This is a genomic window from Vibrio qinghaiensis (assembly GCF_002257545.1).
In the GTDB taxonomy this organism is placed as follows: Bacteria; Pseudomonadota; Gammaproteobacteria; order Enterobacterales; family Vibrionaceae; genus Vibrio; species Vibrio ordalii.
This window is the reverse complement of the sequence record NZ_CP022741.1, coordinates 2,009,306-2,031,504: the sequence shown is the minus strand read 5'-3', so window position 1 is coordinate 2,031,504 and position 22,199 is coordinate 2,009,306. Positions and strand designations below refer to the sequence as shown.

20 protein-coding genes are annotated in these 22,199 nt (G+C 45.9%); all 20 read left to right on the top strand.

What is annotated here, in order from left to right; genetic code table 11:
- Positions 1–30: 30 nt before the first annotated feature.
- The 20 genes from CCZ37_RS09335 (at position 31) to fliM (ending at position 22,189) form a co-directional block, all read left to right on the top strand.
- Positions 31–933, top strand: a complete 903-nt coding sequence (locus CCZ37_RS09335; RefSeq protein WP_094500375.1) for a Dyp-type peroxidase — start codon at positions 31–33, stop codon at positions 931–933.
- A gap of 124 nt (positions 934–1,057) precedes the next feature.
- Entirely contained in the window at positions 1,058–2,191 is a 1,134-nt protein-coding gene (locus CCZ37_RS09330) for a flagellin (RefSeq protein WP_094500374.1), read from the top strand.
- A gap of 243 nt (positions 2,192–2,434) precedes the next feature.
- Positions 2,435–3,568, top strand: a complete 1,134-nt coding sequence (locus CCZ37_RS09325) for a flagellin (protein WP_010318723.1) — start codon at positions 2,435–2,437, stop codon at positions 3,566–3,568.
- Between the two features lie 284 nt (positions 3,569–3,852).
- Complete coding sequence (locus CCZ37_RS09320) at positions 3,853–4,983, top strand: flagellin (RefSeq protein ID WP_010318722.1); 1,131 nt, start codon at positions 3,853–3,855, stop codon at positions 4,981–4,983.
- Positions 4,984–5,057: 74 nt separating this feature from the next.
- Complete coding sequence (gene flaG, locus CCZ37_RS09315) at positions 5,058–5,486, top strand: flagellar protein FlaG (RefSeq protein ID WP_010318721.1); 429 nt, start codon at positions 5,058–5,060, stop codon at positions 5,484–5,486.
- A gap of 21 nt (positions 5,487–5,507) precedes the next feature.
- On the top strand, positions 5,508–7,508 hold the full coding sequence (fliD, locus tag CCZ37_RS09310; protein WP_094500373.1) for a flagellar filament capping protein FliD: 2,001 nt from the start codon (positions 5,508–5,510) through the stop codon (positions 7,506–7,508).
- Position 7,509: 1 nt separating this feature from the next.
- Positions 7,510–7,815, top strand: coding sequence for a flagellar protein FliT (gene fliT / locus CCZ37_RS09305; RefSeq protein ID WP_010318719.1), 306 nt, complete (start codon positions 7,510–7,512; stop codon positions 7,813–7,815).
- 10 nt (positions 7,816–7,825) lie between these two features.
- On the top strand, positions 7,826–8,236 hold the full coding sequence (fliS, locus tag CCZ37_RS09300) for a flagellar export chaperone FliS (protein WP_010318718.1): 411 nt from the start codon (positions 7,826–7,828) through the stop codon (positions 8,234–8,236).
- Positions 8,237–8,484: 248 nt separating this feature from the next.
- On the top strand, positions 8,485–9,951 hold the full coding sequence (locus CCZ37_RS09295; RefSeq protein WP_094500372.1) for a sigma-54 dependent transcriptional regulator: 1,467 nt from the start codon (positions 8,485–8,487) through the stop codon (positions 9,949–9,951).
- Between the two features lie 128 nt (positions 9,952–10,079).
- A complete protein-coding gene (locus CCZ37_RS09290; RefSeq protein ID WP_094500371.1) occupies positions 10,080–11,138 on the top strand; it encodes a sensor histidine kinase in 1,059 nt (352 codons plus the stop codon).
- On the top strand, positions 11,138–12,547 hold the full coding sequence (locus CCZ37_RS09285; RefSeq protein ID WP_010318715.1) for a sigma-54-dependent transcriptional regulator: 1,410 nt from the start codon (positions 11,138–11,140) through the stop codon (positions 12,545–12,547). Before CCZ37_RS09290 ends, CCZ37_RS09285 begins: the two co-directional genes overlap by 1 nt.
- A gap of 84 nt (positions 12,548–12,631) precedes the next feature.
- Complete coding sequence (gene fliE / locus CCZ37_RS09280; protein ID WP_010318714.1) at positions 12,632–12,943, top strand: flagellar hook-basal body complex protein FliE; 312 nt, start codon at positions 12,632–12,634, stop codon at positions 12,941–12,943.
- Positions 12,944–12,957: 14 nt separating this feature from the next.
- Positions 12,958–14,700 carry a flagellar basal-body MS-ring/collar protein FliF gene (fliF, locus tag CCZ37_RS09275; RefSeq protein ID WP_010318713.1) on the top strand — a complete coding sequence of 581 codons (1,743 nt, stop codon included), beginning with the start codon at positions 12,958–12,960 and terminating at the stop codon, positions 14,698–14,700.
- Positions 14,693–15,736 carry a flagellar motor switch protein FliG gene (gene fliG / locus CCZ37_RS09270; protein WP_094500370.1) on the top strand — a complete coding sequence of 348 codons (1,044 nt, stop codon included), beginning with the start codon at positions 14,693–14,695 and terminating at the stop codon, positions 15,734–15,736. The genes fliF and fliG overlap by 8 nt, the downstream gene beginning before the upstream one ends.
- Before the next feature lie 30 nt (positions 15,737–15,766).
- Complete coding sequence (fliH, locus tag CCZ37_RS09265; RefSeq protein ID WP_094500369.1) at positions 15,767–16,570, top strand: flagellar assembly protein FliH; 804 nt, start codon at positions 15,767–15,769, stop codon at positions 16,568–16,570.
- Positions 16,570–17,892, top strand: coding sequence for a flagellar protein export ATPase FliI (fliI, locus tag CCZ37_RS09260; protein ID WP_013856312.1), 1,323 nt, complete (start codon positions 16,570–16,572; stop codon positions 17,890–17,892). The genes fliH and fliI overlap by 1 nt, the downstream gene beginning before the upstream one ends.
- Positions 17,893–17,895: 3 nt before the next feature.
- Positions 17,896–18,348 (top strand): flagellar export protein FliJ, encoded by a 453-nt coding sequence (fliJ, locus tag CCZ37_RS09255; RefSeq protein WP_010318709.1) that lies wholly within the window; start codon positions 17,896–17,898, stop codon positions 18,346–18,348.
- A 204-nt stretch (positions 18,349–18,552) separates the two neighbouring features.
- The gene (locus tag CCZ37_RS09250; RefSeq protein WP_094500368.1) at positions 18,553–20,598 is read left to right on the top strand and encodes a flagellar hook-length control protein FliK; all 2,046 of its coding nucleotides are present in this window, start codon (positions 18,553–18,555) and stop codon (positions 20,596–20,598) included.
- A gap of 33 nt (positions 20,599–20,631) precedes the next feature.
- Complete coding sequence (gene fliL, locus CCZ37_RS09245) at positions 20,632–21,129, top strand: flagellar basal body-associated protein FliL (RefSeq protein ID WP_010318707.1); 498 nt, start codon at positions 20,632–20,634, stop codon at positions 21,127–21,129.
- Positions 21,130–21,136: 7 nt separating this feature from the next.
- A complete protein-coding gene (gene fliM, locus CCZ37_RS09240) occupies positions 21,137–22,189 on the top strand; it encodes a flagellar motor switch protein FliM (RefSeq protein ID WP_010318706.1) in 1,053 nt (350 codons plus the stop codon).
- Positions 22,190–22,199: the final 10 nt, after the last annotated feature.

Sequence of the window (22,199 nt, the reverse complement as noted above, 5' to 3'; positions counted from 1 at the left end):
TGAGCAAAAATAAGTAAGTGAGGATATTTTATGACACAACCTCAAACCGCGATTCTGCCTGAAGCAGGTCCGTTTGCGCTGTTTAGCCTTTTAAAAGTAAAGCAAAATTTGGCACATGTTTTAGCGCAATTAAAAACATTGCCCGCTTTAGTCAATGAGATAAATCAGCATCAACCCGGTGCTGAATTAACCGTGTCGGTCGCGTTTACTCGCACCTTTTGGCAGCGTTTGAACCAAAGTATGCCACAAGAGCTGATTGATTTTCCTGAGCTTGGTAAAGGTGAAACCATCGCACCTAGCACTGAGGTGGATGTGTTGATTCACTGCCATTCTCAACGCCATGACTTGCTGTTTTATGTGTTGCGTAAATGGATGGAACCCGTGGCTGAGTGGGTTGAAATGGTGGATGAAACCTACTCATTTCGTTACTTAGATGCGCGTGATATGACGGACTTTATCGATGGCACTGAAAACCCTAAAGCCGAAAAACGTCAAGAAGTGGCACTGATTGCTGAGGGTGAATTTGCTGGTGGCAGCTATGTGATGTTGCAGCGTTTTGTGCATAACCTTCCAGCTTGGAATCGCTTAAATGTGGCGGCGCAAGAAAAAGTGATTGGGCGTACTAAGCCTGATTCGATTGAGCTTGATAATGTACCTGCAGCGTCTCACGTTGGCCGTGTTGATCTTAAAGAAGAGGGGAAAGGGCTGAAAATTGTTCGTCACAGTTTACCTTACGGTACGGTAAGTGGTGAACACGGTTTACTGTTCATTGCTTATTGCCATACGCTGCATAACTTTAAAGTAATGTTGGAAAGTATGTATGGTGTGATGGATGGTAAAACAGACCAACTGCTGCGTTTTACCAAAGCCGTGACGGGCGCGTACTTTTTTGCCCCTTCAGCTGAGATGCTGCAACATCTTGAACTAAAGTAAGTCTCAATATTGTCCTACCATCTGACCGAGCCTTGTGCTCGGTTTTTCTTTTTAAGCATTGAGTGTAAAGAAAATCGACCGCTGTCCGATACAAAGATCATTCATTCTATGGCATGGGTCTGTTATGGCAATTACCGTTAATACCAATATTCCCGCTTTGATTGCGCAGCGCCACTTAGGCTCAGCAAGCGAAATGTTGAACCAATCTTTGGAGCGTCTTGCTTCTGGGAAGCGTATTAATAGTGCCAAAGATGATGCGGCCGGTTTACAAATTTCGAATCGCCTTGAGTCGCAAATGAGGGGCTTAGATGTTGCCGTGCGCAATGCTAATGATGGTATTTCAATCATGCAGACCGCTGAAGGTGCAATGCAAGAATCAACGAATCTGCTCCAGCGTATGCGAGACCTCTCTTTGCAGTCAGCGAATGGCGTGAACAGTAAAGCGGAGCGGCAAGCTTTACAGGAAGAAATGAGTGCTTTGAACGATGAATTAAACCGAATAGCTGAAACCACCTCTTTTGGTGGTCGTAAGTTACTGAATGGTTCGTTTGGTCAATCCTCATTTCAGATAGGGGCGAGCTCTGGCGAAGCAGTGCAAGTTTCGTTAAAAAACATGCGTTCAGATAGTTTGGATATGGGCGGCTTTAGCTATGTTGCGGCAGGTATGGCGGATAGCCAGTGGCGGGTGACGCAAGATAATCGGCAGCTCACCATGAACTATAGCGATATCAATGGTAAGCAGCAGAGCATTCAAATCCAAGCCAAAGTGGGGGACGATATTGAAGGGTTGGCGACTTACATCAACGGGCAAACCAATAAGGTATCGGCGTCAGTCAACGACAAAGGGCAGCTACAACTTTTCATTGCGGGTAAGGAAACCTCCGGGACTATTGATTTTCAAGGTAGCTTAGCTAATCAGTTGCAAATGAATATGACGGGATATGAAGCGGTCGACAACCTTGATATTACCGAAGTTGGTGGTGCGCAGCGTGCGGTTGCTGTCATTGATACTGCAATGCAGTTCGTTGATAGCCATCGCTCAGAGTTAGGCGCGCTGCAAAACCGTTTTAGCCACGCCATTAACAACCTTGACAACGTACATGAAAACCTTGCCTCATCAAATAGTCGAATTAAAGATACGGATTATGCGAAAGAAACCACCCAAATGGTGAAACAGCAAATCCTGCAACAAGTCAGTACCTCTATTCTTGCACAAGCTAAAAAACAGCCAAACCTAGCACTGGTATTGCTTCGGTAGCGATGAAAAGCGATATCTATCGACTTTTATCAACAAATCTTTAGCGAAATTATTACCTCTCTGGTGGTTTTTCGACCTTTCATCCTGTTTTTATCGCGAAACACATTTTTTTTTAGAAAATTGAAAAAAAATCCTCAAGCTTTGGAAAATACCGCCGTTATAAAAAGTAACTTTGAGAGAACTATTTGGTTTTCCGAGACGTCGGAAACCGGAAACATCGGAAAATCAATTGGAGTAATCACCATGGCAGTTAATGTAAATACCAACGTATCAGCGATGACAGCACAGCGTTACCTAAATAGCGCTAGCAATGCACAACAGACATCAATGGAACGCCTATCTTCTGGCTTCAAAATCAACAGCGCTAAAGATGATGCGGCAGGCCTACAAATCTCTAACCGTTTGAATGTCCAGAGCCGCGGTCTTGACGTAGCAGTACGTAATGCGAATGACGGTATTTCTATTGCACAAACCGCTGAAGGTGCAATGAACGAAACGACCAACATCCTGCAACGTATGCGTGATTTGTCACTACAATCGGCTAACGGTTCAAACTCAAAGTCAGAGCGAGTGGCAATTCAAGAAGAAGTAACCGCATTGAATGATGAATTAAACCGTATTGCAGAAACCACTTCATTTGGTGGTAATAAATTGCTCAACGGTACTTTTGCAACCAAATCCTTCCAAATTGGTGCTGATAACGGTGAAGCGGTTATGCTTAGCCTAAATAATATGCGCAGTGATAACACCATGATGGGCGGTACTAGTTACCAAGCTGCAAATGGTAAAGATAAAGATTGGACTGTTCAGGCGGGAACTAATGACCTACAAATCACACTGAAGGATACTTCAGGTATAGATCAAACCATCGATATCTCAGCAAAAGAAGGTGATGATATTGAAGAGTTGGCGACTTACATCAATGGTCAAACCGATATGGTGAAAGCCTCTGTTGATCAAGATGGCAAGCTGCAAGTCTTTGCTGGTAGCAATAAAGTCGAAGGGGCTGTCTCTTTTGCTGGTGGTCTTGCTGGTGAGCTTGGTATTGGTGCAGGTAAAACGGTTACTGTTGATACTATTGACGTAACCTCTGTTGGCGGTGCGCAAGAATCAGTTGCCATTGTTGATGCCGCTCTACAGTTTGTCGATAGCCATCGTGCGCAACTAGGTGCATTCCAAAATCGCTTTAACCATGCAATCAGTAACTTAGATAACATTAATGAAAATGTTAGTGCATCTAAGAGCCGCATTAAAGATACTGATTTTGCCAAAGAAACAACAGCGCTTACTAAGTCGCAAATTCTTTCTCAAGCATCAAGTTCAGTGCTTGCTCAAGCAAAACAAGCGCCACAAGCGGCACTTGGTTTACTCGGCTAAAGAACTCAATAGCCCAAGAGTCATCTCTAATGAAAATCCAGCTTCGGCTGGATTTTTTGCTTTAGTAGCAAAGTGGAAAAAGTGTTAGTTGATGTAGCATTATTTTGCCGAATTTTTAAAACCAATCACACTTTCCATACTCGTTACATAAATTTTAAAAAAAGGCTTATTTTTTTCTAAAGGATATAAATCTTTCGCCGTTAAAGGATACGAGAGAAATGAGATGTACTGACGTGAGGTGAGAGACACCGAAGTACATCAACACAATGCCTAAGGAGATCAATATGGCAATTAATGTAAACACTAACGTGTCTGCAATGACCGCGCAGCGTTATTTAAATAACGCCGCCGATGGTACGCAGAAATCAATGGAGCGTTTGTCATCGGGCTATAAAATCAATAGCGCGCGTGATGATGCAGCGGGCCTACAAATCTCAAACCGTTTGACTTCACAAAGCCGTGGTTTGGACATGGCAGTGAGAAACGCAAACGATGGTATCTCTATTGCACAAACCGCAGAAGGTGCAATGAATGAAACCACCAATATCTTGCAACGTATGCGTGATCTTTCTTTGCAATCCGCAAACGGTTCTAACTCAAGTTCAGAGCGCCAAGCGATCCAAGAGGAAGTCTCAGCACTCAATGATGAATTAAACCGTATTGCTGAAACAACCTCATTTGGTGGTAACAAACTGCTGAATGGTTCGTTTGGTCATAAATCTTTTCAAATTGGTGCCGGCTCTGGCGAAGCAGTGATGCTTTCCATGGGCGACATGCGTTCTGATACTAAAGCGATGGGCGGGAAGAGTTATGTTGCTACAGATGGTCAAGCGCCTGATTGGACCGTTACCACTGCGACAGATTTGACGCTGAGCTATACTGACAAGCAAGGAGAGGCTCGCGAAGTCACCATTAACGCTAAAGTGGGAGATGACTTAGAAGAGGTGGCTACTTACATTAATGGCCAAAATGGAGACATCAAAGCTTCAGTTGGAGATGAAGGCAAACTGCAACTGTTTGCTGCGAATCAGAAAGTCTCAAGCGATGTCACTATCGGTGGTGGCTTGGGTACTGAGATTGGTTTTGCAGCGGGTAAAGATGTAACCGTCAAAGACATCAATGTCACAACGGTTGGCGGCTCTCAAGAAGCAGTCGCTTTGATTGATGGTGCATTGACGGCCGTTGATAGCCAGCGCGCTTCCTTGGGTGCATTCCAAAACCGTTTCGGTCATGCCATCAGTAACCTTGATAATATCAACGAGAATGTGAATGCGTCTCACAGTCGAATTAAGGATACTGATTATGCTCGTGAAACAACCCAAATGACGAAGTCGCAGATTTTGCAGCAAGCGAGTACGTCAGTTTTGGCACAGGCGAAGCAGTCACCATCTGCAGCTCTTAGTCTATTGGGTTAACCCATAGGCGAATGGAGCTTTGTGGGGAAAGTAGTGTTTTCACTGCTAACCTATGAGGTGGAAGGGAGATTGTTATGGAAATACCATCCTACACATCGAACATCCAGCCTTACGGCTCGCAAAGTGGCATTAAATTTGCTTCAGAAAACGATGGTGCGACACGCGTTTCCTCGAAACAAAATGAGGCGAATCGTGCTGAACAGTTAAGAGATAGGCAAAACCAAAGCGTTGAAGCGGCAATCGAGCTTACACAGCAACGAGAGCAGCTCAACAAAGCGGAAAGAGCCAAAATGGTAGATCAGATGAATGAATTTATCTCATCTATCAACAAAGACTTAGCGTTTAGAGTCGATGAAGAATCAGGACGGGATGTTGTGACGATTTATGAAGCCAGCACTGGTGACATCATTCGTCAGATCCCGAACGAGGAAATGTTAGAGGTTTTGCGACGCCTTGCCAGACAAAAAGACCACAGTACAGGTTTATTGGTTGCTAAGGTGTAATCGTAGTTTTGAGGTGATTTAATGAGCTTAGGCCCGATGGGTATGAATACTGGCATGGATATCAATTCCTTGGTCAGCAAAATTGTCAATGCAGAGCGCGTTCCTAAGCAGCAACGTATTGATAATGAGCTTGGCCAAATTGATGCCAGTATCAGTGCCTACGGGAGACTCAAAGAGTCGCTGGATACGATGAAAAATCTTATGACGAATTTTCGTCAGGAGAAGGCTTTTGCGCTGCGAAAAGTTGATACTACTGATGAAAATGTCGTCTCCGCGACAGCCACCACTGACGCAATAGCGGGTAAATATGCTATCGATGTGTTGCAGCTTGCACAGAGCCATAAAGTTGCCTCGGATGTTTTAGATAAAGAGGCAAAGTTTGGCCCTGGTAAGCTGCAGATTTCGCTCGGTGATCAGAAGTTTGATGTTGATGTCCAAGCCAATTCAAAATTGATTGATATTGTTCGCAGTATCAACAGTACGAAAACCAACCCCGGAGTCCGAGCTTCGGTAATCAATGATGTAGAAGGACCACGTTTGATTGTGGCCTCTAACCTCTCTGGAAAAGATCATGGCATTAAAATTAATGCTCAGTCTGATGCCGGAAATCCTCTCAAAAATCTAGAATACAAAACGCTGGAAGAACGCGTTAAAGATTTAGAAAAAGCACGCGCTACAGCGCAACAAGTCATTGCACCACTCACGCCAGCTCAACAAGCTATCGCAGCAAAAGTCGCCGAGAAAATAGGTGCAGCGGCGCGTGAAGTTGACCAAAGCATGGCGAGTGGTGTTCAAGAAGTCGCAGGGCAAGTTGCAGCCGACGGTAAAACCGCTAATGCTGCAGGTGAATTAACCGACGTCGCCATTAAAGCCGCCGCCGCCGCCGGTGTTGCTGCCAATAAATATTTGAAACCGCAAGATCGTATTCCTGGATGGACTGAAACCGCCTCTGGCACGTTACTCGATTCCTACTATGAACCTGAGCCAGAGTTAGATGCGACTGCTCTAGAGAAAGCACAAGATGTGCCCGGTTGGACTAACACCGCTTCTGGTACTTTGGTTGACTCCTATGTGACACCTAAAGAAGCGCAAGCTAAGTTTGAGCAACAGCTGGCAGCTGAAAAAGCCGCGGTTGCGGCGGCAGTGCGTAGTGGTGAACTGACGTCAGAGCAAGCCAAGCAGAAAGAGCGTGAAAAGCTTGACCCGCAAGAGCGTGAGTATTTAGATAAAGTCGACAAAGCGGATGCTGAACTTAGGGCGGCACAAGCATCGTTTGACGCCTATCAAGGCATGACCCAAGTACAAGCAGGCCAAGATTCCGTGGTGGTTTTGGACGGTGTTGCGACCCTTTCTAGCAACAACAATGTGATTGAAGATGCGATTGAAGGGGTTGATTTGACCCTTAAAGGGCAAACAGTCAAAGGCAAACCACCGGCTGAAATTGGCATCGAGTATGATCGCAAAACAGTGCGCGATGATATTGAGCAATTTGTCGCTGCGTACAATCAGTTTTATCAGGTTTCTAAAGAGCTTGGAGGCGTTGACCCTCGGACTGGGCAAGCTGGGCCGCTGGCGGGGGATAGCATTGTACGCAGTGCCGATTCCCGTCTACGCAGTGTTTTTTCAGCTAGAATTGAGCAAGCCCCAGAAGAGATCAAAAGTCTGATTGAGTTTGGTATTACCACCACACGGCAAGGAACACTTGAAATTAACTACGACATGTTAGATCGCCAACTCAATAACAACTTTAATAAGCTAGGTGAATTTTTTGGTGGAAACCAAGGATTTGCTAAACGAGTTGAAGATGCTATTCAGAGCATGACGGGGGTGACGGGGTCGATTCGTACACGCGAAAAAAGCTTAGTAGAACGCAACTACCGTATGGTGGACGACCAAGCGGCACTTGATCGCCGCATGGACAGTTTGGAGAAGCGAACGCATTCTAAGTTTTCAGCAATGCAAGATGCGACCAGTAAAATGCAGAACCAGTTAGCTGGTATGATGAATGCGCTAGGCGGCTGATATGGAACAGCAACTCGACCTTTTAAGTGATCTAGATCACCAAATAACAGCAATGCTTGTCATTGATGAAATTAATACTGAAGAAATCAATCATCTTGTCGATAAAAGGGAACGGATATTGCAAAACCTACTGACGCATGCGTCAGAAAACCCACAGTTTGCAATGTCGAGCCAATGGCGAGAGGCTATTGATGAAACTAAACATCTTGTTGAACTGATGCAGTCAAAAACGGTCGAGATCGGTAGAACGCTCCAAAAATACCGGCACGGTAATAAATCCGTTCAGCAATACAAAAAGTTTTTATAAGAGGAAGACTATGCGCGGTTCTTTACAGGCATACAAAAAGGTATCAGTGGATAGCCAGCTCAGTGCGGCCTCGCCGCATAAAGTCGTACAAATGTTGATGGCGGGTGCCATTGAACGCCTTATTCAAGCAAAAGCAGCAATGCTACAGGGCAATATTCCAAGCAAGGGCGAGCGCCTTGGTAAAGCGTTGGATATCATTATTAGTTTACGCAGCTGCTTATCGATGAGTGATGGCGGAGATATTGCGAAAAATTTAGATCAGCTTTATGAATTTATGATCACTCAGATCACCGAAGCGAATCATCAAAATGATCCCCAACCGCTGGATGATGTGATCGACATCATTCGAGAAATTAAATCGGCATGGGATCAAATCCCTCCTGAATACCACAATCTGACGGCAAGCGAAGTGGGTATATAAGTTATTTATAAAACTTTAGGCACTTATTTTTTAAAGTTTTAACTGATGTCACACCAGCTCATTGCTTGGTTGCCTTATTTTTTTTATTCCATAGAATAGAAGCCATTACTAGCCTAATGGCTTTTTTTGTTGCTGAATTCCACAAATTGTCTATCGTTTAATCAAGTGATTATAGAAAAACAAAACTGGATAACGATTTTCAGAAGTGCGGCCACAATTTCTCTGATTTAAGGCAAATATTCTCACCTATGCAAGGTTTAGCAAAACTGCTTGTGATAGAGGACGATCTGCAGATCCGTCTCAATCTAAGTAACATTTTAGAATTTGTTGGAGAGCACTGCGAGGCGATCGAGTCATCCCAAATCAAGGATATTGATTGTTCAAGATTGTGGGGCGGCTGCATTATTGGATCGCTAAAAAGTGAGCGGTTAACTCATGAGCTAAATCAATGGTTAACCAAAGCCAATCATATTCCACTTCTAATGGCAAACAAGCAGCCATATTCATTGGAAGAATTTACTCAATACGTCGGTGAACTTGAGTCACCCCTTAATTATCCTCAACTGAGTGACGCACTAAGGCATTGCAAAGAATTTTTAGGGCGTAAAGGTGTTCTCGTTCCTTCCACATCGCGTAAAAATACTTTATTTCGCAGCCTTGTAGGCCAAAGCCATGGCATACAAGAAGTTCGTCATTTGATTGAGCAAGTCTCGGGTACAGAAGCCAACGTGCTGATCTTGGGTGAGTCTGGAACGGGCAAAGAAGTGGTTGCGCGGAATATCCATTACCATTCTGCACGTCGCAACGGTCCGTTTGTGCCGATTAACTGTGGTGCGATTCCGGCTGATTTACTTGAAAGTGAATTATTTGGTCATGAAAAAGGGGCCTTTACCGGAGCGATAACCGCGCGCAAAGGTCGTTTTGAGCTTGCCGAAGGCGGTACTTTATTTCTCGATGAGATCGGTGATATGCCGATGTCGATGCAGGTAAAGTTGTTGCGTGTGTTGCAAGAACGCTGTTTTGAACGTGTGGGCGGTAACACCACCATTAAAGTGAATGTGCGTGTGGTTTCAGCGACTCACCGCAATTTAGAAAACATGATTGATGATGAATCATTCCGTGAAGATCTTTACTATCGACTCAATGTTTTCCCAATTGAAATGCCAGCGCTAAAAGATCGCAAAGACGACATCCCACTGCTGTTACAAGAACTGATGACACGTATGGAAGCGGAAGGTGGACAGCCATTTTGTTTTACCCCGCGAGCAGTCAATTCGTTAATGGAACATAATTGGCCGGGCAATGTCCGTGAGCTAGCGAATTTAGTTGAGCGGATGATCATTCTCTATCCAAATAGTCTCGTCGACGTCAATCATTTACCAACTAAATACCGCTATAGTGATATTCCAGAATTCCAGCCAGAGCACAGCTCCTATGGCTCTGTTGAAGACCAAGAACGTGATGTTCTGGCGGGTATTTTCTCTGAAAACTTCAGTTTTGAAGACGTCGAAGAGATGCACGAGAATCTTAACGCACCGCAGTCATTGCCCCCTGAAGGGGTGAATTTGAAAGAGCTATTGGCTGATTTGGAAGTCAATATGATCAACCAAGCCCTTGAAGCTCAAGGCGGAGTGGTAGCGCGTGCCGCTGATATGCTGGGTATGCGCCGTACCACTTTGGTTGAAAAAATGCGTAAATACAATATGCAACGGTGATCAATAACAGCATGGGTAAAGTTTAGTCAATATATTGGCAATGGATTAATTCTTTGATTTTAAAGAAAAATAGCCTGGCATGTATTTTGCGTGTTAGGCTATTGTTGTTTTATAGGTAGAATTTCGACATGCAGTCTCCTGACACACCCATTAATCAATCTCACTTAGATTCTGTCGAGGATCAAGTTGAGCGTTATAAACAGGTTCTTGATGTGATGCCTGCTGGCGTCATTTTGCTCGATACTCAAGGCGTAGTCAGAGAGGCTAACCCTGAAGCTCAGCGGTTATTGCAAGTCCCATTGGCAGGTGAAAAATGGTATTCCGTCATTCAAAGCGCTTTTGCGCCAAGAGAAGATGATGGGCATGAAATCTCGCTGCGCAATGGTCGTAAAGTTAGATTAGCCATTTCAGCATCAGCAACAGGCCAATTGATATTAATCACCGATTTAACCGAAACTCGGTTACTTCAATCACGCATCAGTGATTTACAGCGCTTATCCTCACTCGGTCGAATGGTGGCGTCTTTGGCACATCAAGTTCGCACACCGTTATCCAGTGCCATGCTCTATGCCTCAAATTTAGCTGTGCCTAGCTTGCCAAACGCTACAAGAGAGCGTTTTCAGTCTAAGCTGATGGATAGGCTTCATGATCTTGAAAAACAAGTCAATGATATGTTGTTGTTTGCCAAAGGTGGTGACAATAAAGTCATTCAGCCGTTTACAGTGACAGACTTGGTCTGCGAATTTGTTCCCATGGTGGAAACGGCATTAAAAAATAGCGCAATTGATTATCACCAAGAAGTGGAACAAGAAGGGACTGTGGTGTTAGGCAATGCAAATGCTATCGCCTCTGCACTGAGTAACTTAGTGATGAACGCAATACAAATTGCGGGTAAGGCGTCGCAAATTGATGTCTTTTTTCGCCCGGTAAATGGTGAGCTGAAAATCTCGGTACAAGACAGTGGCCCGGGAGTGCCTGCGGCGTTGCAAAGTAAAATTATGGAACCGTTTTTTACCACTCGCTCACAAGGAACGGGGTTAGGGTTAGCGGTGGTACAAATGGTCTGCCGCGCCCATGATGGGCGATTGGAATTAATTTCAGAAGAAGGGGAGGGTGCCTGCTTTACTATGTGCATTCCACTCGAGCGTCATGCCCCTTCTTCACCAACAAAGACTGGAGAAGGATGATGGCTCAAAGCAAAGTCTTAATCGTTGAAGATGATGAAGGTCTACGCGAAGCGTTAGTCGATACTTTGGCGCTGGCCGGTTATGAATGGCTGGAAGCTGATTGCGCCGAAGATGCACTGATTAAACTCAAAGCACATCCTGTTGATATTGTTGTCTCTGACGTTCAAATGGCTGGCATGGGTGGCCTTGCACTGCTGCGCAACATCAAACAGCACTGGCCCAATTTACCCGTGTTGCTGATGACGGCGTACGCCAATATTGAAGATGCGGTCTCGGCGATGAAAGAGGGCGCCATTGATTACATGGCAAAACCCTTTGCTCCCGAAGTGCTGCTCAACATGGTTAGCCGTTACGCGCCAGTGAAATCGGATGATAACGGTGATGCGGTTGTTGCTGATGAGAAAAGCCTGCGCTTATTGTCACTTGCCGACAAAGTGGCAAAAACCGATGCTAACGTCATGATTTTGGGCCCAAGCGGCTCAGGAAAAGAGGTCATGTCTCGCTACATTCATAACTCATCTCCGCGTAAAGATGGGCCATTTGTGGCGATCAACTGCGCCGCCATCCCAGACAACATGCTCGAAGCCACCTTATTTGGTTATGAAAAAGGGGCATTTACAGGAGCGGTACAAGCTTGTCCGGGCAAATTTGAACAAGCGCAAGGTGGGACCATTTTACTCGATGAGATCAGCGAGATGGATCTGAACCTACAAGCAAAACTGCTGCGCGTACTCCAAGAGCGTGAAGTGGAACGCTTGGGTGGGCGTAAAAGCATTAAGCTTGATGTCCGCGTCTTGGCGACCAGCAACCGCGACCTAAAGCAGTATGTGCAGGAAGGCAATTTCCGTGATGATTTATATTATCGCCTTAACGTCTTTCCAATCTCATGGCCAGCGCTACGTGACCGCAAAGGGGATATTGAACCGCTTGCTCACCACCTTGTGGAGCGTCACTGCACTAAGCTTGGTTTACCTGTGCCTCGTATCGCGCCGCAAGCCATTAACAAGTTGCTTAGTTACGCTTGGCCGGGCAACGTCCGTGAACTTGATAACGTCGTGCAACGCGCGCTTATCTTGAGTGGGCAAGGAGACATTGCAAGTGAACATATCTTGTTGGAAGGAGTTGATTGGCAAGATGCTAGCAGCCTGCAACAAGTCGTAGAGCGCAGCGATATTGCCACACCAGAGATTAAGCCTGTAGCACAAGCCGAAGTGAATAAGCTGTTTAATAACAATGGCGCTGCACTAGGCGATGAGCTGAGGGATCAAGAGTACACCATTATCATGGATACTTTAGTTGAGTGCCAAGGTCGTCGTAAAGAGATGGCTGACAAGCTCGGGATTAGCCCTAGGACACTGCGTTATAAATTAGCGAAAATGCGTGATGCAGGAATCGATATCCCCAATTAAACAAAAAGCAGGCGATGGCATATAAATTGCTGTATTACTGAAAGAAGCAGCACAGCAGTCAAAGATTTGGCGTTGGAGGTAGCAATGAGACTTGATGGTTTAAACAGCGAAATGCAAACAATGATGTTGGAAGCAACCAATGCTCGTCCTACGGCAACCGGACAAAGTGTGAGCGCTGATTTTGGCGATATGCTTTCCAAAGCCATTAATAACGTGAACAGCTTGCAAAAGACCTCAGGTAATCTACAAACCCGCTTTGATCGGGGAGATGAAAATGTCTCACTATCGGATGTGATGATTGCTCGTAATAAGTCGAGTGTAGCCTTTGAGGCAACGATTCAAGTTCGCAATAAACTTGTTGAAGCCTACAAAGAACTCATGAATATGCCTGTATAAATTAGGTAGATGCCGTGACAGAAGATAAGCAAACAACCGATCTTACCGTGACCAGTGGTGCTGACCACGCTTTGATGGCGAGCTCAGAGCTAGACATGGACACGCAAAACCCAGATCTTGAAGAGAAGAGTTCATCCAAAAGCGATTTTGCGATGGGTGATCTAGACTTGTTGCGCCAAGTGGTGTTAGTCCTCTCTATTTCCATCTGTGTCGCGTTGATTGTCATGTTGTTCTTTTGGGTTCGAGAACCTGAAATGCGCCCGCTTGGTGCTTATGAAACCGAAGAGCTTATACCCGTCCTTGATTATCTTGACCAGCAGAAACTGACCTACAAATTAGATGGCAACACTATTTTGGTGCCATCGGGTGAATACAACAGCTTAAAACTCAACCTTGTCCGTGCAGGGTTAAATCAAAACAAGCAAGCGGGCGATGAAATCTTGATGCAAGACATGGGCTTTGGTGTATCACAACGTCTTGAACAAGAGCGGCTAAAACTTAGCCGTGAGCGTCAACTTGCTAAAGCAATCGAAGAGATGAAGCTCGTCAACAAAGCTCGTGTGTTGCTGGCGCTGCCAAAGCAGAGCGTATTTGTACGGCATAACCAAGATGCATCCGCAACTGTCTTTCTTACCTTACGAACTGGCGCGAACCTCAAACAAGAAGAGGTCGACTCTATTGTCGATATGGTCGCCAGTGCTGTACCTGGGATGAAGCCCAACCGAATTACCGTGACGGATCAACATGGTCGTTTACTCAGCTCAGGTTCTCAAGACCCTGTGTCGTCAGCCCGTCGTAAAGAGCAAGAACTTGAGCGTAAGCAAGAAGAAGCTTTACGTGAAAAAATTGATTCGGTATTAATCCCAATTCTAGGTTTTGGTAATTATACCGCCCAAGTGGATATCCAACTGGATTTCAGTGCCATTGAACAAACGCGTAAACGTTTTGATCCCAATACCCCCGCAACTCGCAGTGAATATACGCTTGAAGATTATAACAACGGTAGTATGGTCGCTGGTGTTCCGGGTGCATTAAGTAATCAACCCCCAGCGGATGCTTCGATTCCTCAAGACGTTGCGCAGATGAAAGATGGTTCGATACTCGGGCAAGGTTCTGTGCACAAAGAAGCCACTCGCAATTTTGAACTCGATACTACCATTAGCCATGAGCGCAGGCAGTCCGGTGTTGTTAACCGACAAACGGTGGCGGTAGCGATTAAAAACCGTTCTTCAGTGAATCCAGAGACAGGAGAAGTCACCTACACTTCGCTGAGTGAAAGTGAAATTAATGCCGTGCGACAAGTCTTGATTGGGACGGTTGGGTTTGATGAAAACAGGGGTGATTTATTGAATGTGCTTAGCATGCAATTTGCCGTGCCTGAAGTTGAAACTATGGCTGATGTGCCTATCTGGGAACATCCTAACTTCAACGACTGGATTCGTTGGTTCGCCAGTGCGCTAGTGATTGTCGTTGTGATTTTAGTGTTAGTTCGTCCTGCATTGAAAAAACTGCTCAACCCTGCTGCGGATGATGATGACCCAATGTACGGACCTGATGGTTTACCGATTGGTGCGGATGGAGAGACTAGCTTAATTGGTAGTGGTATTGACGGCGGTGATCTCTTTGAGTTTGGTTCCGGTATTGATTTGCCAAACTTACACAAGGATGAGGATGTACTGAAAGCGGTGCGTGCTCTGGTGGCTAACGAGCCTGAACTTGCGGCTCAAGTAGTGAAGAATTGGATGCAAAATGCCTGAAAATAAAAATGGAACCGAAGTGGAAGAATCAAAGATCGATATATCAACGATTTCTGGTGATGAAAAAGCCGCTATTTTGTTGTTGAGCTTAAACGAAGAGGACGCCGCGGGCATCATCCGCCATCTTGAACCTAAGCAGGTACAACGAGTCGGTAGCGCGATGGCGAAAGCGAAAGAGCTCAGCCAGGAAAAAGTGGGCGCGGTGCATCGTGCTTTCCTCGAAGATATTCAGAAATACACCAATATCGGTATGGGTAGTGAAGACTTTATGCGTAATGCGCTTATTGCTGCATTAGGTGCCGATAAGGCCAATAACTTGGTCGATCAAATTTTGTTGGGTACGGGCTCAAAAGGCTTGGATTCATTGAAATGGATGGATCCGCGACAAGTAGCGAGCATCATTGTTAATGAACACCCACAAATCCAAACCATTGTTTTGTCGTATTTAGAACCAGATCAATCGGCTGAAATTTTGGCGCAGTTTGCACAGCGTGACAGTTTAGATTTACTAATGCGTATCGCTAACCTTGAAGAAGTACAACCTTCTGCATTAGCTGAGCTAAATGAAATCATGGAGAAACAGTTCGCAGGCCAAGCGGGCGCGCAAGCGGCGAAAATTGGTGGTTTGAAAGCGGCGGCCGATATCATGAACTACCTCGATAATAATCTTGAGGGCTTGCTCATGGATCAGATGCGTGAGCAAGATGAAGACATGGCAACGCAGATCCAAGATCTGATGTTCGTGTTCGAAAACTTAGTCGAAGTCGACGACCAAGGTATTCAAAAATTGCTGCGTGACGTACCGCAAGATGTGCTGCAAAAAGCACTCAAAGGTGCTGATGATGCCTTGCGCGAGAAGATCTTCAAAAACATGTCAAAACGTGCTGCTGAGATGATGAAAGATGATCTTGAAGCCATGCCACCCATTAAAGTCTCTGACGTTGAAGCGGCGCAAAAAGAGATTCTGGCGATTGCACGTCGCATGGCCGACAGCGGTGAAATCATGCTGTCTGGCGGCGCGGACGAATTCTTATAATCTAACCCTGACTCAACAATAGGTAGCATTATGTCTGGAGAAAGAAAACGCGGCTTTTTACGTTTAGATGCAGACGCTAATATTGAACAAGCCAAAAAGTGGGGGTTGCCTGACTACGGCGCAGAGATCAATAAAAAAGCCAAAGAAACGGCAATGAACTACGACCCCGGTTGGATGCCAAGTTTTGATGAGCCAGTGGCTGAAGAGCCGCTGCAACTCAGCGAAGAAGAGATTGGCCAGATCAAACAAGGGGCTTATCAAGAAGGTTTGCATCAAGGTCAAGAAGCCGGATTCAAACAAGGCTATGAAAAAGGCAAAGAAGAAGGGCTGATTGCAGGACACCAAGAAGGTGTTGAGCAAGGAAAAATCGACGGTATCGCTGAAGGGCAAACCCTCATCCAGCAGCAGGTCAATATTTTCGTTGGTCTTGCCAATCAATTTGCTCAACCGCTAGAGTTGATGAATGCCCAAGTTGAAAAACAGCTGGTCGATATGGTTTTAACCTTGGTCAAAGAAGTCGTTCACGTTGAGGTACAAACCAATCCGCAAGTGATCTTAGATACCGTCAAATCGTCGGTTGAATCCCTGCCTGTATCCGGTCATGCCATCACATTAAAACTCCATCCAGAAGATGTTGACGTGATTCATTCTGCTTATGGCGAAAAAGAACTGGATTTCCGAAACTGGACATTGGTCAAAGAACCAGCATTAAATCGCGGTGACGTCCAGATTGAAGCTGGTGAGTCGAGTGTGAATTATCGAATGGAAGATCGCATTCGTAGCGTGTTGAAAAGTTTTTGTGGCACCAATCGTCACCAACAAGGTGATCAATAGTGTTGTCTCTTGCCGATCGCCTTAGTCAATACAAAACTGAAGGGTTAACCTGCCGCCCAATGGCATCGGGCAAATTGGTCCGTGTGGTTGGTTTAACCCTTGAGGCTACTGGTTGTAAAGCCCCTATTGGTAGCTTATGTAAAGTAGAAACCATGTCCGGAGAAATGGAAGCGGAAGTGGTTGGCTTTTCTGGCGATAACCTCTATCTGATGCCCAGCGAACAGATAACAGGCGTACTGCCCGGAGCTAAAGTTACCCCAATGACAGGGGATGCGGGGCTACCAGTCGGGATGGAGCTGCTTGGACGGGTGATTGATGGTGTCGGTAACCCACTCGATGGGCTAGGGCCTATTTATACCGAAAAGCGCGCATCGTTTAATGCTGACCCTATCAATCCATTAGCTCGCAAACCCATAACAGAACCTCTGGACGTTGGCCTAAAAGCGATCAACGGTTTACTCACGGTGGGTAAAGGGCAGCGGATTGGTTTATTTGCCGGTTCTGGTGTCGGTAAGTCGGTAACGCTTGGCATGATGACCCGTGGCACAACCGCTCAAGTGGTGGTGGTGGGGCTGATTGGTGAACGTGGCCGCGAAGTAAAAGAGTTTATTGAAGAGATTTTAGGCGTTGATGGACGTCAACGTTCAGTGGTGGTAGCCGCGCCTGCGGACTCCTCACCGCTGATGCGTTTAAAAGGCTGTCAAACCGCGTTAGCGATTGCGGAATACTTTCGTGATCAAGGGTTAGATGTGTTGCTACTAATGGACTCGTTGACTCGTTTTGCCCAAGCGCAACGTGAAATTGCGTTATCTGTGGGTGAGCCGCCAGCCACAAAAGGTTATCCGCCATCGGTGTTTGCTAAACTGCCCGCCTTGGTTGAACGAGCGGGAAATGGCGGTCCTCACCAAGGATCAATTACCGCTTTCTTTACCGTGCTCACCGAAGGGGATGATCTACAAGACCCGATCGCTGACGCATCGCGAGCCATTCTTGATGGTCACATTGTTTTATCACGAGAAATGGCCGATGCCGGGCATTACCCAGCGATTGATGTAGAGAAATCGGTCAGCCGTGTCATGCCACAAATCACCACCGATGAACATCTGTTGATGTCGAAAGCGGTGCGTCAAATACTCTCCATCTGTCGGAAAAATCAAGATCTCGTTTCTATCGGTGCTTACAAGCCGGGGACGGACCCTGCGATTGACAGTGCATTTACGCTAAAACCTAGGCTGGATGAATATTTGCAGCAAGGGATGAAGGATTCGGTTCCTTACGACATGTGCGTCAATATGCTCAAGCACGTTTTGCAAGTGGGGTAATCGATGGATAACGCACTCGAGTTTTTGCTTGATCAAGCCAAAGACAAAGAAGAAAAAGCCGTGATGGCGTTATCTAAATCGCGTGATGAGCTAGAGAGCTATTACAAGCAGTTGGCGCAGATTGAACAATACCGACTGGATTATTGTCAGCAGCTTATGGAGCGCGGCATGTCAGGTTTGACGGCGAGCCAATATGGACACTTAAACCGATTTCTTACCCAGTTAGATGAAACCCTTGTCAAACAAAGAGATGCAGAACAACACTTCAAAAATCAGGTAGAGAACTGCCAAGAGCATTGGATGGAAGTGAGAAAACAGCGACGCTCTTACGAATGGCTCATTGAAAAAAAACAGATAGAAGCGCAACGTCTGCAAGATAAACGAGAGCAGAAGCAGATGGATGAGTTTTCTACACTGCTCTTTAGTCGGCAACGTTCTAATCAACACAAGTTTTAAGCAACATAAGTTTTAAGCAACACAAGTTTTAAGCAACATAAGTTTTAATCAAAATAAGTTTTAAGTCACTGACGCCTCAAGTCGTCAATGTGTCCAATTAGATGGGTGTCATACTTTCTTATCGATATTGAAGGCTTGGCTTATTTCTTGCTTCTGACTAATCACGGAGTTCATTAGGTTAATCCACTACGCCATCGTCAAAAAATGATGAAACATGGCTTACTGGCCAATAATGAATCCGCGTCATCCTCTGTTTTTAGTGCGAGCATCATGGATATGAATGTAAATATTACAACACCATCCGACACCTCTAAAATGGCCAGCGTGAGTAAAGCAGGCTCTGATGCGGTGAGTGAAGGTTCTGAATCTCAAGGTTTTTTTGAAAAGCTGACCACCCTCATTATGGGTCGTAGCACTGAATCTTCGGCAGAAACTGACTTTAAGGCGCTGGATGAGGGAGCTGTGCTCACCGATGAGGTAGCTGCCCAAAGTAGCGATGCCTTGTTAGATAAAGAACTTGGTGAGGCCTTGAGTGAAGAGGCTGATCTTGCTACCGTGCAAACAAAATTACCCCCTTCAGCAGAGGTTGATGACTCCGCTCTTCAGCAGAAAACAGCACAAGTGATGAGCGATGGCGATGAAATTCTTGGCCGTTTAAATAGCGCCAATCAAGCACTTGCTGACCAAAACGGCAAAACCTTGCCACAAAACCCTCATCCAGTAGAGGTGCAAATCGATGACAATGCAGGTGACTCTGCGGATCAAGTGGAGCAAAAAGCGCTAGCGACTGCACAAATCCCAGTACCGGATGCATTCGCTAAACCCACTACTGAACTAGTAGCACCGACGTCAGTGAATGAGCAAGCTCCATTATCTGATCAGCACATCACGGAACAAGATGCAGAGCGTGTGCTGCCTATTCAGCAGGGCAAAGAGCGTTCTATGGCTGCGGAAGGTTCACCTACGGCATCAGGCTTAAGCGCAGAGACTGAAGAGAGTGGTGAACTCATCCTGCCGGAATCAGTCCGAAAATTCATTCAGCCGCCTCAAGATACAAAGTCAGTGCAAGTAAGCGCTTTGTCGCAAGCGATAGAGGATGAGGCCACTTTACTTACCACAACTGAAGTTGGCGATGTAGCAGCTAACGCGGCGACAAAAAGTGATAACGGCATGCCCATGGAGCCATCATCTTTAGTTGAGGCAAAAGCGCTTGATTCACAATTGACGACAAATTTAGCACAGAGCAAGCTGCCACTCTCTCCATCTACGAATACACCACAAACCGATGCGGAAAATGATCAGCAAGGTTTGCCCACAGAGATGTTATTGGCTGCTGCAGCCATTCCTTGGGCCAACACAGCTGTTGCCGAAGGGCAAGCATTACCTCTAGACGTGACACAAAGTGAAATGGTCCTCAAGGGTAAAAATACGCCGGTTTCATTAGCCCATTCTGTTCAGCAAGCCTTAGCTCAGCAACAATCTCAAACCATGCAGGCCGCCGTGGCGGCAGACAAAGCCGCACTAGCATCGTCACCTCTTGTGACAGCAAGCAATGAGTTATCCAATCTACAAATACAACAGTTAGCGAATGCGGCCGCGATACCAGCTGCAACACATGCAGAATTACCACTCAACCCCGCGCTACTCAAAGCCGGATTAGGCGCGAAAGCGTTATCGGGTGTGAATGATGCAGGGTCTGCTCAAGAGCAAAAAGAGGGCACATTAGCGCAGCAGCTTTCGAGTGCTTTGGGGCAACATGGTTTGAACGCGACGCAGAGCCGTGCTGACAACTTACAAGCCGCGCAACAGCCCCCTTTATTGTTCAACCGAGAAATGGCCAGTGAGCAAATGGCGGAACGGCTGCAAATGATGATGTCGAAAAACCTCAAGCATGTTGATATTCGTTTGGATCCTCCCGAATTAGGGCGTTTGCAAATTCGTATGAATATGAATGGTGATCATACGACGGTCCATTTTACGGTCGCTAACCATCAAGCTCGGGATGTGATTGAACAATCGATGCCAAGGCTACGAGAAATGTTGGCACAGCAAGGTGTACAGTTGGGTGAGACCTCTGTTCAACAACAGAGTGCTGGTCAGCAACAAGCGCGCTACACTGCCGATGGGGATGCTCAATCTGGTCAATTGGCGCGCAACGGAAGCTATTTAGACGAAGAAAACCTTGATACAGACGTCAAACTTGATTTGAATGTCGCATCAAAGCGTGATGGAATCAGTTATTACGCTTAAACTAACATTAAAATAACGACATAGAGAAACATTATGGCCGATGAAGAGTTAGGCGCGGAAGCCCCAAAAGGGAACAAAAAACTGCTGATTATAGTTATCGCTGCTGTAGTGTTACTGCTTGGTGGTGGTGCCGCTCTCTTTTTGATTGGGGGAGGTGAGGGTGAAGCCACGAGCGATCAAGCACCTGCAGCGCAGCAAGCTTCGCCGACAGATCCAGTGGCTTACGTCAATATTGCACAACCGTTTGTATTTAACGTCACGGGTGATAAAAAAGATCGTTTGGTGCAAATCAAAGTGCAGTTGATGGTGCGAGGTTCAAAAAATGAAGGCCTTGCACGTTATCATTCGCCTTTGGTTGAAAGTTCATTGCTGGCCACTTTTGCGTCTGCCACTGTGGAGCAGCTTCGTAGCCCTACCGGGCGAATTGAGCTGAGAGATAAGGCGACCGATGACATTAAAGCGGCACTCACTAAAGCGGTTGGGCAACCTGTGATCGAAAAAGTGTTGTTTACCGATTTTGTAATGCAGTAGGTGAGAAGTGACTGATTTATTAAGCCAAGACGAAATTGATGCTCTACTTCATGGTGTAGACAGTGTTGATGAGGCGGAAGACGATGACGATGTTGCCGGTAAGCCGGCGATTAACTTTGACTTCTCTTCACAAGACCGCATCGTCCGTGGGCGTATGCCTACGCTGGAGCTTATCAACGAACGTTTTGCTCGTCACATGCGTATTAGTTTATTCAACATGCTACGCAAAACGGCTGAAGTGTCGATCAACGGCGTGCAGATGATGAAGTTTGGTGAATACCAAAATACGCTTTATGTTCCAACCAGCTTGAACATGGTGCGTTTTCGTCCGTTAAAAGGGACCGCGTTGGTCACAATGGAAGCGCGTTTAGTCTTCATTTTGGTGGAAAACTTTTTTGGTGGCGATGGCCGTTTCCACGCTCGAATTGAAGGGCGCGAATTTACGCCAACAGAACGACGAGTCATTCAATTACTGTTAAAAATTGTTTTCGGTGACTACAAAGAAGCTTGGTCACCGGTGATGGGCGTTGAGTTTGAATATTTGGATTCAGAAGTGAACCCAAGTATGGCTAACATCGTCAGCCCAACGGAAGTGATCGTAGTGAGCTCGTTTCATATTGAAGTCGATGGCGGCGGCGGCGATTTCCACGTGGTTATGCCTTATTCGATGGTTGAACCCATTCGTGAGTTGCTTGATGCGGGTGTCCAGTCGGATAAAATGGAAACCGACGTACGTTGGAGTTCTGCGCTGCGCGAAGAGATCATGGATGTACCCGTCAATTTCCGAGTCAATTTATTAGAACAAGACATTTCACTGCGTGACTTAATGGACCTGCAAGTCGGTGATATTATTCCAATTAAAATGCCAAAACACGCGACAATGTTTGTTGAAGAGCTGCCTACTTACCGAGTGAAAATGGGCCGCTCTGGTGAGAAAATGGCGGTTCAAGTCTCTGAAAAAATTAAACGCCCTGATGTAGTAAAAACGGATCTCGCCTTTTTAGGCAAAGACATCATGTCTGAATTTGAAGATGATGACGAAGAAGATAACGAAGAATAATAGAGTAGGT

Coding starts and splice junctions, on each gene's coding strand:
- CCZ37_RS09335 (WP_094500375.1), top strand. CDS start 31: ATGACACAACCTCAAACCGCGATTCTGCCTGAAGCAGGTCCGTTTGCG.
- CCZ37_RS09330 (WP_094500374.1), top strand. CDS start 1,058: ATGGCAATTACCGTTAATACCAATATTCCCGCTTTGATTGCGCAGCGC.
- CCZ37_RS09325 (WP_010318723.1), top strand. CDS start 2,435: ATGGCAGTTAATGTAAATACCAACGTATCAGCGATGACAGCACAGCGT.
- CCZ37_RS09320 (WP_010318722.1), top strand. CDS start 3,853: ATGGCAATTAATGTAAACACTAACGTGTCTGCAATGACCGCGCAGCGT.
- flaG (WP_010318721.1), top strand. CDS start 5,058: ATGGAAATACCATCCTACACATCGAACATCCAGCCTTACGGCTCGCAA.
- fliD (WP_094500373.1), top strand. CDS start 5,508: ATGAGCTTAGGCCCGATGGGTATGAATACTGGCATGGATATCAATTCC.
- fliT (WP_010318719.1), top strand. CDS start 7,510: ATGGAACAGCAACTCGACCTTTTAAGTGATCTAGATCACCAAATAACA.
- fliS (WP_010318718.1), top strand. CDS start 7,826: ATGCGCGGTTCTTTACAGGCATACAAAAAGGTATCAGTGGATAGCCAG.
- CCZ37_RS09295 (WP_094500372.1), top strand. CDS start 8,485: ATGCAAGGTTTAGCAAAACTGCTTGTGATAGAGGACGATCTGCAGATC.
- CCZ37_RS09290 (WP_094500371.1), top strand. CDS start 10,080: ATGCAGTCTCCTGACACACCCATTAATCAATCTCACTTAGATTCTGTC.
- CCZ37_RS09285 (WP_010318715.1), top strand. CDS start 11,138: ATGGCTCAAAGCAAAGTCTTAATCGTTGAAGATGATGAAGGTCTACGC.
- fliE (WP_010318714.1), top strand. CDS start 12,632: ATGAGACTTGATGGTTTAAACAGCGAAATGCAAACAATGATGTTGGAA.
- fliG (WP_094500370.1), top strand. CDS start 14,693: ATGCCTGAAAATAAAAATGGAACCGAAGTGGAAGAATCAAAGATCGAT.
- fliH (WP_094500369.1), top strand. CDS start 15,767: ATGTCTGGAGAAAGAAAACGCGGCTTTTTACGTTTAGATGCAGACGCT.
- fliJ (WP_010318709.1), top strand. CDS start 17,896: ATGGATAACGCACTCGAGTTTTTGCTTGATCAAGCCAAAGACAAAGAA.
- CCZ37_RS09250 (WP_094500368.1), top strand. CDS start 18,553: ATGATGAAACATGGCTTACTGGCCAATAATGAATCCGCGTCATCCTCT.
- fliL (WP_010318707.1), top strand. CDS start 20,632: ATGGCCGATGAAGAGTTAGGCGCGGAAGCCCCAAAAGGGAACAAAAAA.